We start from the raw sequence: 12,592 nt of genomic DNA on the forward strand, positions 1-12,592 counted from the left end.
GATTGGAAAAACGATGAAAAAACTGCTCGCATTCTGCTGTCTGCTGTTCGGCCTGTCCGCCGTGGCCCAAGCCGCCGGCGACGCCCCCACCGACGTGATCAAAGACGCATCCCGCCAGGTGCTGGAAGTGCTGAAACAGGACAACGGCAAGAACACCAAGCAAGTCCGCCAGCAGGCGGAAGCGGTGGCGGTGCCGATGTTTGATTTCCCGCGCATGACCGCGCTAGCCGTGGGCCTGGGCTGGCGTCAGGCCAGCGCCGAACAGCGCGCCCAACTGACTCAGCAGTTCCAGACCCTGCTGGTGCGCACCTATTCCGCCACCATGACCCGCTTCAAAACCGCCCAGGTAGATGTCAAGCCCAACCCTGTGATGAGCAACGGCGATCGCGACGCCACGGTGAAAACCACGGTAAGCCTGCCGGGCAACGCCAACCCGGTGACGGTGGACTACTCCCTAAACAAGGGCGCGCAAGGCTGGAAGATCTATAACGTCAGCGTGGAAGGCGCCAGCCTGGTCACCGTCTATCGCAACTCCTTCAATGAAGAAGTGCGCAAAAGCGGCGTGGACGGTCTGATCAAACTGCTGCAGAACAAGAACGCCACCCCGGTGGCCGTGGCGCCCGCAAGCAAGGGCAACAGCTGATGTTGGAACGCACCGCTCCCGGCCAAGCACGGCTCAGCGGCCGGCTGAACATGGACAGCTGCGGCCCCTTGGCCGCGCCGCTGGCCAAACTCGCCGGCGAAGCGCCGTTGCGGCTGGACTTGTCCGGCATAGCCGGAGCCGATTCCGCCGCCTTGGCTCTGCTGCTCGGCGCGCGCCGCGCCGCCGACGCCGCCGGCCACGCCCTGTCCCTGGAAAACTGGCCAAGCGGGCTCAGCGCCCTGCTCGACCTTTACTCGCTGGCGGAATTGTTGTCAGCCCCAGCGGCGGAATGATATGCGGAGAGGATTTATGTCGTCCCTGAAACCCGCGCTGACCGGCCTGGCGCTATCGCTGCTGCTGGCCGGCTGCGCCAGCAATCCAACGGTGCCTTACGACCGCTTCGAGCCGTACAACCGCGCCATGTACCAGGTCAACGACACCGCTGACCGCTACGTGATCAAGCCTGTGGCCGAAGGCTACAAGGCCATCACGCCGTCGCCGGTGCGCACCGGTGTCAGCAATTTCTTCGACAACCTCAAGGATGTCTACAGCGCGCTGTCCAACGCCTTGCGCGCCGAACCGGAAAAAGCGCTGAACGACGTAATGCGGGTGGCGATGAACACCGGCTTCGGTCTGTTCGGCCTGATCGACATCGCCAGCCAGGCCGGTCTGAAGAACAACAAGACCACCCTGGGCGACACTTTCGCCGCCTGGGGTTGGCACGACAGCAACTATCTGGTGCTGCCCTTCTTCGGCCCGTCCACCGTGCGCGACGGCGCCGGCCTGACCGCCTCGCTGGCCGGCCCCGGCCCGGAGAAGATATTTTACGACACCACCTGGCAAGCGGTGGGCTTTTACGGCCTGTACGGCGTGAACACCCGCGCCCGCTACCTGGGCGTGGAAGCCATGCTCAGCACCGCGGCGCTGGACCCGTACAGTTATACCCGCGACGCTTATATGCAACTGCGCGCGCAGCAACTGGGCCTGCCCAACCCGACCCAGGCTGCCGACAATTTCAACCTTGACGAGCTGGTCGACTCCCCGGCCGGCAAGCAGGACAGCTCGGCGCCTGCCGCGGCAGTCCCCAACGCCAAGGCCGCAGCCTCCGCCGCGCAGTAAATCCGCACCCTCCGCTGCCGGCCGTCTCAACGAGCCGGCAGCGTTCTTTTTCACTTCTCAACAGGAAACGCCATGAGCAATCTGCCAGCCTGTCCGCAATGCAACTCCGAATACACCTATCAGGATGGCGCGATGTATATCTGCCCGGAGTGCGCGCACGAATGGAACGAACAGGCAGCCCCCGCCGAAGAAGCCCGCGTAATCAAGGACGCCAACGGCAATGTGCTGCAAGACGGCGACAGCGTCACCGTGATCAAGGACCTGAAAGTCAAAGGCTCCTCGCTGGTGGTGAAAGTGGGCACCAAAGTGAAGAACATCCGCCTGGTCGACGGCGATCACGACATCGATTGCAAAATCGACGGCATCGGCGCGATGAGCCTCAAGTCCGAATTCGTTAAAAAAGCGTAACACCCGCTCCGCAAAGCAAAACGCCACGGCTCCAGCCGTGGCGTTTTTCATTACAAAAGCAAAGTTATCGCTTAGAGCCTGTTTACGATCTCGCGAGCTAGAGCGAGACCAGGCGTTGCGGCTGAGAAGGCGGAATGTACCATTTCGAAGGCGTACTCACCGTGTAACGCTCGACGACGCACAGCAGATCATAAACAGGCTCTTAGCTGATGCGTTCGATCAGCGCGCCTACCGCGCCCAGCTTTTTCTCGATGTATTCGTAGCCGCGATCCAGGTGGTAGATGCGGTCCACAATGGTTTCGCCCTCGGCCACCAGGCCGGCGATCACCAGGCTGGCCGACGCGCGCAGATCAGTGGCCATCACCGTGGCACCGGACAACTTCTCCACGCCCTTGATGATGGCGGTATTGCCTTCCACTTCAATGTTGGCGCCCATGCGGTTCAGCTCGGGCACGTGCATGAAGCGGTTCTCAAAAATAGTTTCGGTCACCACGCCGGCGCCCTCGGCCACGCAGTTCAGCGTCATCAGCTGGGCCTGCATGTCGGTGGGGAAAGCCGGGTAAGGCAAGGTGCGGAAGTTCACCGCCTGCGGACGGCGCTTCATGTCCAGCGAGATCCAGTCGTCGCCGCACTCCACCACCGCGCCGGTCTCCGCCAGCTTGTCCAGTACCGCTTCCATGCTCTTGGGCGCGGCGTTGCGCAGCACGATGTGACCGCGCGTCATCGCGCCGGCCACCAGGAAGGTGCCCGCCTCGATCCGGTCCGGCATCACCGCGTAATCGGCGCCGTGCAAACGCTCCACGCCTTCGATCACCAGCCGGTCGGTGCCGATGCCGCTGATCTTGGCGCCCATCGCCGCCAGACAGTTGGCCAGATCGGTCACTTCCGGCTCGCGCGCGGCGTTTTCCAGCACCGTGGTGCCCTCGGCCAGCGTCGCCGCCATCAACAGGTTCTCGGTGCCGCCCACGGTCACCATGTCCATGATGATGCGGGCGCCGCGCAGGCGGCGGGCCTTGGCCTTGACGTAGCCGTGCTCGATGCTGACCTCGGCGCCCATCGCCACCAGGCCCTTGATATGCTGGTCTACCGGCCGGCTGCCGATGGCGCAGCCGCCCGGCAGGGACACCGTGGCCTCGCCGAAGCGCGCCAGCGTCGGGCCCAGCACCAGAATGGACGCGCGCATGGTCTTCACCAGATCGTACGGCGCCACCAGGCTGTCCAGATGACCGGCGGTGATTTCCATCTCGTGCACATTATCGGTCATCACCCGCACCCCCATGCCTTGCAGCAGTTTCTGGGTGGTGGCGATATCGCGCAACATCGGCACATTGGTGAAGCGCATGGTGTCGCCGGTCAGCAGGCTAGCGCACAAGATGGGCAGAGCGGCGTTCTTGGCGCCGGAAACGCGGATCTCGCCGTTAAGCGGACCGTTGCCGATGATTTTCAGTTTATCCATGACGGATCAGCCTTGCAGTTTTTGCCATTCGTCCGGCGTGGCGGCCTTGACGATGGACAGAGCGTGAATTTCATTGCTGGCCAGGCGGGTGGCGATCACCTCCTTGACCAGGCGGTGGCGGTCAATCAGGCGCTTGCCCTCGAAAGCCGCCGACACGATGGTGGCGTAGAAGTGGTGGCCGTCGCCCTCCACTTCCAGATGGGTACAGGCCAGACCAGCCTCGATGTATTCTTTGACTTGTTGCGGAGTAATCATGAGAAATCCCGTGGATACGCGTTAATGGCGCAGTTTATAGCCAGATTTGATCAGCCACAGCGTCAGGCCCGACAAGACGGCGAAACTGCCGCCCACCACCCCGGCCGATAGCCAGGGACTGACATCGGCCTGGCCGAAAAAGCCGTAGCGGAAGCCGTCTATCATGTAGAACACCGGGTTGAAATGAGATGCGGCGTACCAAAACGGCGGCAGGCTGTTGATCGAATAGAACACACCCGACAGGAAAGTCAGCGGCATGATCAGAAAGTTCTGGAAAGCGGCCAACTGGTCGAATTTTTCCGCCCAGATGCCGGCCAGAATGCCCAGCGCGCCCAACACGCCGCAGCCCAGCACAGCAAAGACCAAGGCCCACAGCGGCTGTGCCGGCAGCGGCAGGCCGAACCAGCCGGTGATGAGCAAGACCCCGGCGCCGACGGCCAAACCACGCACAACGGAGGCCAGCAGATAGGCGCCGAAGAACTCCAGCGCGGTCAGCGGCGGCAGCAGCAAGAACACGATATTACCGGTGATCTTGGACTGGATCAGGCTGCTGGAGCTGTTGGCGAAGGCGTTCTGCGCCATCGACATCATCGCCAGACCCGGAATCAGGAAGGCGGTGTAGCTGATGCCCGGATAAGCTTCGACATGGCGCGATAGCACATGGGCGAAGATCAACTGATACATCAGCGCGGTCAACACCGGCGCGGCCACCGTCTGGAACGCCACTTTCCAGAAGCGAACCAGCTCTTTCTTGAATAGAGTCATGAAGCCGGTCATGGCTGCGGCCCTCCATTCATCATCTTGACGAACACGCTTTCCAGATCCGTCTCCACCACGTTCAATTCTCGTACTTCCACCGCCGCTTCTCGCAGCGCGGCCAGCACGGACTCCAGTTGGCCCAGATGCTCCAGCTGCAACACCACGCGGCGGTCCTCGTCGCGCAGCTTCAGGGGCAGCAGGGCCTCAGGCAAATCGCCGGACAACAGCAGCGCCACTTCGCGGCGCGCGCTGTGCGCCAGCAACTTATCCTTGCTCTCCAGCGCCACCAGCCGGCCCTTTTTCAGCATGGCGATGCGCGAGCACAAAGCCTCTGCCTCTTCCAAGTAATGGGTGGTCAGCACGATGGTGTGGCCGGCGCGGTTCAGTTCCTGCACGAATACCCACAGGCTCTGGCGCAGCTCAACGTCCACGCCGGCGGTGGGCTCGTCCAACACGATGACCGGCGGACGGTGCACCAGCGCCTGGGCCACCATCACCCGGCGCTTCATGCCGCCGGACAGGGCGCGCATATTGCTGTGCGCCTTGTCAGCCAGGCCCAGCTTGAACAGCAGTTCGTCTATCCAGTCGTCGTTGCGGCCCAGGCCGAAGTAGCCGGACTGGAAGCGCAGCGTTTCGCGCACCGACAGGAAGGGATCGAACACCAGCTCCTGCGGCACCACGCCCAGCGCCTTGCGCGCGGCGCGGAAATCGCCGACCACGTCGTGGCCCATGATGCGGATGGAACCGCTGTCCGGCCGCGACAAGCCGGCCATCGCGGAAATCAACGTGGTCTTGCCAGCGCCGTTAGGACCGAGCAGGGCGAAGAATTCGCCGGGGGCGACGGTGAAGCCCACCTGGTCCAGCGCCTGCAGCTGGCCATAGCGCTTGCTCACCGCTTGAATTTCAATAGCCTGGGGCATGAGAGAGGTAACACCGACAACGCCGCGCGGCAGTGGGCCGCCAATGGCGCTAATGGTTTGACAAAAAAGGTCAATTATAGCGCTGGGCTACGTTTGAGGGGAGAGTTCTTCCATCACTTCCGGCAAGAAAATTCCGCGATAGACATACTGCAACAGTTGCGTGGCATTCTCTCCCAAATTGGTCTGGCTGCCGTCCGCCAGCCAACGGTTGATCAGGCCATGGTGCATCGATTGCAACACCTCGGCCACCGTTTCCGGATTCACGTACGGCAAGGTCTGGCCGGCATCCACCGCCATCTGCACCACGAGGGTCAACTGCTCGCGGGTTTCTTGCATATGTGCAACACACTCGTCGTGAATGGGGGCCAGCTCACCGACATGCTCGCTCCGCATAAACAGAATGAGTAAAATACGACGAACCTGTGGGTTATCCCCAATCATGGTCAGCAGCCGGTGGCTATGGTTCCACAAGGCCAGTGCCGGACTCGAGTGTGCCGTTCTCAACAATTGCTCACAGATGTCATCAAACTGCCCGCCCATCCTGTCCAGCATTGCCCGGTACAAGTCCAGCTTGTTCTGGAAATGCCAATACACCGCGCCGCGCGTCAATCCCGCTGCGCTGGCGATGTCGGCCAGTGTCGTTTTGGAGACACCCTTCTCGCTAAAGAGCTGCTCCGCCGTATCCAGCAGCAAATGCCGCGTTTGTTCGGCTTCTTCCCGGGTTTTGCGTGCCATGTTGAACGTATCGCTGATCAAGAAGTCTGTCGGAAGCCCGCACCATAACACAATGCGTCGCTGGAAGCATTTTACATACGTACACGCATGTATGTAAAATGTCGCGATTCGATATCGATCAATTCCCACTATCAAAGAAAAATTGCAGTACCTTTTACTTATAACACTCATATCCCCACATTCCTGAGGACATCCCATGAAGATGCAAGGAAACACCTTCGCCCAGAAAGGCGGGCAATGGCTGTTGCTCACCGCCTTGGCCGCCAGCCTGATGGCCTGCGGTCAAAAGAACGACAAGCATGCCGGAGCCATGCCGCCGATGCCGGTGGGCGTGCTCGAGATCACGCCTAGCGATGTGCCCGTCTCTTTCGAATTCGTCGGCCAAGCCGCCGGTTCGCGCGAAGTGGAAGTGCGCGCCCGTGTGGGCGGCATTCTGCTCAAGCGCGCCTACACCGAAGGCAAGCCGGTGAAACAAGGCGACTTGCTGTTCCAGATCGACCCGGAGCCGTTGAAGGCGACGCTGGACCAGGCCCAGGGCAATCTGCAAGTGCAACAGGCGCAGCTGGTGCGCACCAAACAGGATTACGACCGCATCTCTCCGCTGTTCAAGGAGAACGCGGTCAGCCAGAAAGACCGCGACGACGCGGTCAGCGCTTATGAGGCCGCCAAGGCTTCCGTCGCCGCCGCCCAGGCTCAGGTGCAACAGGCCAAGATCAATCTTGGCTACGCCCGCGTCACCGCGCCGATTTCCGGCATGACCAGCCAGGAAACCCGCTCCGAAGGCAGCCTAGTGTCCACCACCGCCGATGGCAGCCTGCTGACCAAGGTGTCCCAGCTGGACCCGGTCTACGTCAACTTCAGCATGTCCGACAGCGATATGATGAATCTGCGCAAGATGCAGGATTCCGGCCAATTGAAGCTGGCCGCCAACGGCCATTTCAATGTGCAGCTGAAACTGACCGACGGTTCCACCTACGGCAAAAGCGGCCGCTTGAACTTTACCGACAGCCTGGTGGACGCCAGCACCGGCACCATCCGTTCGCGCGCCACCTTCGCCAACCCGGACGGCGGCATCCTGCCCGGCCAGTTCGTGCGCGTGATCCTGCAAGGCGCCAAGCGCAGCAACGCCATCGCCGTGCCGCAACGCGCGGTGCTGACCTCGCAGCAGGGCAAAATGGTCTGGGTCGTCGGCGCCGACAACAAGGTGCAGCCGCGCCCGATCACCGTGTCTCAGGACGTGGGCCTGAACGTGCTGGTGGAAAGCGGCCTGAAAGCCGGCGACAAGGTGGTGGTGGACAACATCATCAAGCTGCGCCCGGGCGCCGACGTGAAGCCGCATCCGTTCAAGGCCGACGCCAGCGCGCCCGCCGCCGCGCCCAAACAATAAGGCAAAGGGGTAACCATCCATGTTTTCCGCCTTTTTCATCAGGCGGCCCATCTTCGCCAGTGTGATCTCCATCGTGATCACCCTGGCCGGCTTGGCCGCCCTCAAGGCATTGCCCATCGAGCAGTACCCGGAAATCGTGCCGCCGATGATCTCGGTGAGCGCGAGCTACCCGGGCGCCTCCGCCGAGGTGATCGCCAACACCGTCGCGTCGCCGTTGGAACAGGCGATCAACGGCGTGGACGACATGCTCTACGTGCAGTCCACCAGTTCCTCCAGCGGCAAGCTGTCGTTGAGCGTGACCTTCAAGATCGGCACCGACGCCGACCAGGCCACCATCAACGTCAACAACCGCGTGCAGTCGGTGTTGTCGCAACTGCCGGAAGAAGTACGCCGGCAGGGCGTCAACGTGACCAAGAAGTCGTCCGCCTTCCTGCAGGTGATTTCGCTGTTCTCCCCGGACAAGACCTACGACACCCTATTCATCAGCAACTATGCGCTGTTGAACGTGGTGGACGAGCTCAAGCGTGTGCCTGGCGTGGGCGACGTGATCAACTTCGCCGGCCAGGACTACTCGATGCGCGTCTGGCTCAAGCCTGATCGCCTAGCCCAGCTCAAGCTGACGCCCAGCGACGTGGCCGCCGCCATCCGCGAGCAGAACGCGCAGTTCGCCGCCGGCAAGGTGGGCGCGGAACCGGTCAAGGGCAAGCAAGATTTCACCTACACCGTGACCACCCAGGGCCGCCTGTCCGAGCCGGAAGAGTTCGAGAACATCATCCTGCGCTCCAACTCGGACGGTTCCGCCGTGCGCCTGAAAGACGTGGCGCGCGTGGAATTGGGCGCCTTGTCCTATGACTTCACCGGCACCCACAACGGCCGCCCCACCATCCCGATCGGCATCTTCCTGGCGCCGGGTGCCAACCAGTTGGCCACCGCGCAAGCCGTGGAACAGACGATGCAGAAGCTGGCTGTGGGCTTCCCCAAAGGTCTGAACTACGCCATCCCCTACGACACCACCAAGTTCGTGGAAGTGTCGATCAAGGAGGTGTACTCCACGCTGGCCGAAGCCATGGTGCTGGTATTCCTGGTGGTGTTCCTGTTCCTGCAGAACTGGCGCGCAACCTTGATTCCCTGCCTGGCAGTGCCCGTCTCCATCATCGGCACCTTCGCCGGCATGTACGCCTTCGGCTTTACCATCAACACCCTGACGCTGTTCGGCCTTGTACTGGCCATCGGCATCGTGGTGGACGACGCCATCGTGGTGCTGGAAAACGTCGAACGCCTGATGACGCAGGAAAAACTGTCGCCGCTGCAAGCCAGCTTCAAGGCAATGGATGAAGTATCCGGCGCGCTGGTGGCCATCGTTCTGGTGCTGTGCTCGGTATTCATCCCGGTAGCCTTCCTCGGCGGCATCGCAGGCCAGATGTACAAGCAGTTCGCCATCACCATCGCGGTGTCGGTGTCGATTTCCGGCCTGGTGGCCCTGACCCTGACCCCGGCGCTGTGCGCGCTGCTGTTGAAAGAAGGCCATCAGCATCCGGCCCGCTTCTTCGTCTGGTTCAACAACTGGTTCGACCGCCTGACCCTGGGTTATTCCCGCGGCGTGGTGTTCCTGATCAAGCGCAGCGCGGTGGGCATCCTGCTGTTCGCCGGACTGATCGCCATCTGCGTCGGCCTGTTCCGCATCATCCCGTCCAGCCTGGCGCCGGACGAGGACCAGGGCTACATCATCGCCGCCGCCTTCCTCCCGGACGGCGCGTCGATGCAGCGCACCTCGGCCACCATGACCAAGCTGGACGCGATGACCAGCAAGAACCCGGCGGTCCAGGACGTGATGAGCTTCGCCGGCTTCGACATCCTCACCGGCGGCAACAAGACCAACGCCGGCGTGTCCTTCATTACCCTGAAGCCGTGGGATGAGCGCAAAGCGCCCAACCTATCGTCGCAGGCGGTGGTGGGCGACACCTTCGCCAAGGGCATGATGGGCATCACCGACGGCATCGTGCTGGCCTTCAACCCGCCGCCGATCTCCGGCATGTCCAACACCGGCGGTTTCGAGGCCTATGTGCAAAGCCGCGGCGGCGCCAGCTCCGTGGAACTGGGCGAGGTCACCAAGAAACTGGTGGCCGCGGCCGCCAAACGTCCGGAACTGAAGGGGGTGCAAACCACCTTCTCCGCCAGCGTGCCGCAGATCTACGTCAAGCTGGACCGGGCCAAGGCCAAGTCCCTGGGCGTGCCGGTCAACACCGTGTTCGACACCATGCAGAGCACCTTCGGCGCACTGTACGTCAACGACTTCAACAAGTTCGGCCGCACCTTCCGCGTGCAGCTGCAATCGGAAGCGGATTTCCGCACCCGGGTTGAAGACCTGCGCAACATCTATGTGCGTTCGCAGGACGGCAATATGATCCCGCTGACGGCGCTGGTCACCATCAAGCACACCACCGGTCCGGAAAGCTTGGAGCGCTTCAACATCTTCCCGGCGGCCAAGCTGGTGGGCGGCCCCGCGCCCGGCTTTAGCTCCGGCGAGGCGCTGAACGTGCTGGAGGCCGTGGCCAAGGAAACCCTGCCGGACGGTTACACCCTGGCTTGGACCGGCTCCGCCTTCCAGGAGAAATCCACCAGCGGCTCGTCCACCGTGGTATTCGGCTTCGGCATGATCATGGTGTTCCTGATCCTGGCGGCGCAGTATGAACGCTGGAGCCTGCCGATCAGCGTGCTGATGGCGGTACCCTTCGCCATGTTTGGCGCGCTGATGGCCAACTGGATGCGCGGACTCGCCAACGACGTCTACTTCCAAGTGGCGCTGGTGACGCTGATCGGCCTGTCGGCCAAGAACGCGATCCTGATCGTGGAGTTCGCCGTCCAGCAAATGGAAGAAGAAGGACTGAGCGTGGTCGAAGCCGCCATCGCCGCCGCCAAGCTGCGTTTCCGTCCTATCGTGATGACTTCGCTGGCCTTCGTGCTGGGTTGTATGCCGCTGGCCATCTCCAGCGGCGCCGGCTCCGCCAGCCGCCACTCGATCGGCACCGGCGTGGTGGGCGGCATGTTGGCGGCCACCTTCATCGCCACCTTCTTCATCCCGATGTTCTTCATGCTCATCATGAAGTTCAGCAAACCGAAACAGCCTCAGCCCGCGGCTGAGGCAGGAGACAAGGCCGATGCTTAAACGCGCCCTGATTCCCTCATTGGTGGCGCTGGCGCTGACCGCTTGCGCGGTCGGCCCCGACTACAGCCGCCCCAAACTGGAGCTGCCGGACAGCGCCCAGACCCAGAACCCGGCCATCGCCATGGACTGGTGGACGCAGTTCAACGATCCGGTGCTGGACCAGCTGATCGCAGAGGCCCTGGAACATAACCAGGACCTGGCCGTCGCCGCCGCCCGCGTCGACGAAGCCGCGGCCCAGGCCGGCATCGCCCGCGCCCAGTTGCTGCCGGCGCTGAACGCCAACGCCGGCTATCAGCGCGGTCGCGCCTCCACCGCGACAAGCACGCCGGGCGCGCCGCTGGTCAGCGACGTGCGCAACGCCAACCTGACCGCGTCTTGGGAACTGGACCTGTGGGGCAAGCTGCGCCGCGGCAACGAGGCGGCGCGCGCCGACTTCGCCGCCAGCCGCTTCGCCCGCGACAGTTCGAAGCTGGCGATCGCCGCGCAAACCGCGCAGACCTATTTCCAGCTGCGCGCCTACGACGCCCAACTGGACATCGCCAAGCGCACGCTGCAAAGCCGCGAGGAATCGCTAAAGCTGCAAACCAAGCGCTTCAAGGGCGGTTTGATCTCCGAGCTGGACCAGCAACAGGCCGAGGCCGAAGCGGCTTCCGCCCGCGCCAAGGTGCCGCAGATCGCCAGCGCGCTGGCGCAGACCGAAAGCGCGCTGGGCGTGCTGCTCGGCCACTCGCCCAAGCAACTGGTGGCCGGCGGCATCCAGCGCGGCCAAAGTCTGGACACGCTGTCCGCGCCGCCGGAAGTGCCGGCGGGCCTGTCCTCCAGCTTGCTGGAGCGTCGGCCGGACATCGCCGCCAGCGAGCAGCAACTGATCGCGGCCAACGCCCGCATCGGCGTGGCGCGCGCGGCTTACTTCCCCAGCATCAGCCTGAGCGGGGCGCTGGGTTCGCAAAGCCTGTCGCTGGACACCCTGTTCACCGGCCCAACGCGGACCTGGAGCTTCGTCGGCAACCTGGCGGCGCCGGTATTCAACTTCGGGCAGACCGGCTACGCGGTGGATGCGGCCAACGCGCGGCAGAAACAGGCGCTGGGGCAGTACCAGAAGACGGTGCAGAGCGCGTTCAAAGACGCGCTGGACGCGCTGTCCGGCTACGGCGCGGCGCGCGACATTCAGGCGGCGCAGACCACGCAGTTCCAGGCCTTGAACAAATCGCTACGCCTGGCCAAGCTGCGTTACGACAACGGTTACGCCAGCTATCTGGACGTGCTGGACGCGCAGCGCAACAGTTTCCAGGCGGAGCTGGGCCTGGTCAGCGCCAAACTGGACCAACTCAACGCGGTGGTGGGCCTGTACAAGGCACTGGGCGGCGGCTGGGAAACGCCGGCCAAGTCCTGATCCACAGCGTCAAACGACAAACCCCGCCGGATGGCGTAATGCCAGTCAGTTAAGACTTGCGGATGTAAATCCAGTAAAAAGGGGACATGTTCATCATGTTCCCTTTTTCGCTGCATGAGCCTACTACAACGCGCCTTACATGACACGCTGCCACACGCCCCTTCTCGGCTAGAGACATTGGCCGCATTGATTGACCCTGCCTGGATCGAGCAAGCACTCGCCGTTACCGGCAAAGCCTCCATTCGGCGCCGCAAACTTCCTGCTGAGCATGCCGTCTGGTTGGTCATTGGCTTGGCCCTCTTTCGCAACTTGCCGCTATGGCAGGTCGTGCAGCAATTGGCTCTGAGCCTC

General features: G+C 62.8%; 13 protein-coding genes. 8 read left to right on the top strand and 5 right to left on the bottom strand.

The genetic code is table 11. The annotated features are described in order from the left end of the window. The first annotated feature begins 13 nt into the window (after window positions 1-13). From B0T39_RS04445 to B0T39_RS04460, 4 genes are all read left to right on the top strand, one after another. The gene (locus tag B0T39_RS04445; RefSeq protein WP_081544976.1) at window positions 14-643 is read left to right on the top strand and encodes an MlaC/ttg2D family ABC transporter substrate-binding protein; all 630 of its coding nucleotides are present in this window, start codon (window positions 14-16) and stop codon (window positions 641-643) included. After that, window positions 643-936 carry an STAS domain-containing protein gene (locus B0T39_RS04450; protein WP_043636725.1) on the top strand — a complete coding sequence of 98 codons (294 nt, stop codon included), beginning with the start codon at window positions 643-645 and terminating at the stop codon, window positions 934-936. Before B0T39_RS04445 ends, B0T39_RS04450 begins: the two co-directional genes overlap by 1 nt. A gap of 16 nt (window positions 937-952) precedes the next feature. Next, entirely contained in the window at window positions 953-1,762 is an 810-nt protein-coding gene (locus B0T39_RS04455) for an MlaA family lipoprotein (RefSeq protein WP_141111080.1), read from the top strand. 72 nt (window positions 1,763-1,834) lie between these two features. Continuing rightward, on the top strand, window positions 1,835-2,170 hold the full coding sequence (locus B0T39_RS04460; protein ID WP_081544977.1) for a zinc ribbon domain-containing protein YjdM: 336 nt from the start codon (window positions 1,835-1,837) through the stop codon (window positions 2,168-2,170). A gap of 202 nt (window positions 2,171-2,372) precedes the next feature. On the opposite strand, the gene murA is transcribed toward B0T39_RS04460, so the two are convergent. The 5 genes from murA to B0T39_RS04485 form a co-directional block, all read right to left on the bottom strand. After that, window positions 2,373-3,626, bottom strand: a complete 1,254-nt coding sequence (gene murA / locus B0T39_RS04465) for a UDP-N-acetylglucosamine 1-carboxyvinyltransferase (protein WP_081544978.1) — start codon at window positions 3,624-3,626, stop codon at window positions 2,373-2,375. A gap of 6 nt (window positions 3,627-3,632) precedes the next feature. Further along, window positions 3,633-3,881, bottom strand: a complete 249-nt coding sequence (locus B0T39_RS04470) for a BolA family protein (protein ID WP_019103821.1) — start codon at window positions 3,879-3,881, stop codon at window positions 3,633-3,635. Between the two features lie 21 nt (window positions 3,882-3,902). After that, window positions 3,903-4,658, bottom strand: a complete 756-nt coding sequence (locus B0T39_RS04475) for an ABC transporter permease (protein ID WP_081544979.1) — start codon at window positions 4,656-4,658, stop codon at window positions 3,903-3,905. Continuing rightward, entirely contained in the window at window positions 4,655-5,560 is a 906-nt protein-coding gene (locus B0T39_RS04480) for an ABC transporter ATP-binding protein (protein WP_081544980.1), read from the bottom strand. The genes B0T39_RS04475 and B0T39_RS04480 overlap by 4 nt, the downstream gene beginning before the upstream one ends. An 87-nt stretch (window positions 5,561-5,647) precedes the next feature. Next, window positions 5,648-6,295: a TetR family transcriptional regulator gene (locus B0T39_RS04485; protein WP_081544998.1), complete on the bottom strand. Its 648-nt coding sequence runs from the start codon at window positions 6,293-6,295 to the stop codon at window positions 5,648-5,650. Window positions 6,296-6,491: 196 nt separating this feature from the next. Here B0T39_RS04485 and B0T39_RS04490 point away from each other — a divergent pair, with 196 nt between their 5' ends. The 4 genes from B0T39_RS04490 to B0T39_RS04505 all read left to right on the top strand — a co-directional run. Then, window positions 6,492-7,682, top strand: coding sequence for an efflux RND transporter periplasmic adaptor subunit (locus B0T39_RS04490; protein WP_254894487.1), 1,191 nt, complete (start codon window positions 6,492-6,494; stop codon window positions 7,680-7,682). 19 nt (window positions 7,683-7,701) lie between these two features. Continuing rightward, complete coding sequence (locus B0T39_RS04495) at window positions 7,702-10,848, top strand: efflux RND transporter permease subunit (RefSeq protein WP_081544981.1); 3,147 nt, start codon at window positions 7,702-7,704, stop codon at window positions 10,846-10,848. Continuing rightward, complete coding sequence (locus tag B0T39_RS04500; protein WP_081544982.1) at window positions 10,841-12,241, top strand: efflux transporter outer membrane subunit; 1,401 nt, start codon at window positions 10,841-10,843, stop codon at window positions 12,239-12,241. The genes B0T39_RS04495 and B0T39_RS04500 overlap by 8 nt, the downstream gene beginning before the upstream one ends. Before the next feature lie 114 nt (window positions 12,242-12,355). After that, a partial coding sequence (locus B0T39_RS04505) for a transposase domain-containing protein (RefSeq protein ID WP_176219463.1) occupies window positions 12,356-12,592 on the top strand: 237 nt, incomplete at its 3' end.

Origin of the sequence: Chromobacterium haemolyticum (genome assembly GCF_002081825.1) — a bacterium.
In the GTDB taxonomy this organism is placed as follows: domain Bacteria; phylum Pseudomonadota; class Gammaproteobacteria; order Burkholderiales; family Chromobacteriaceae; genus Chromobacterium; species Chromobacterium fluminis.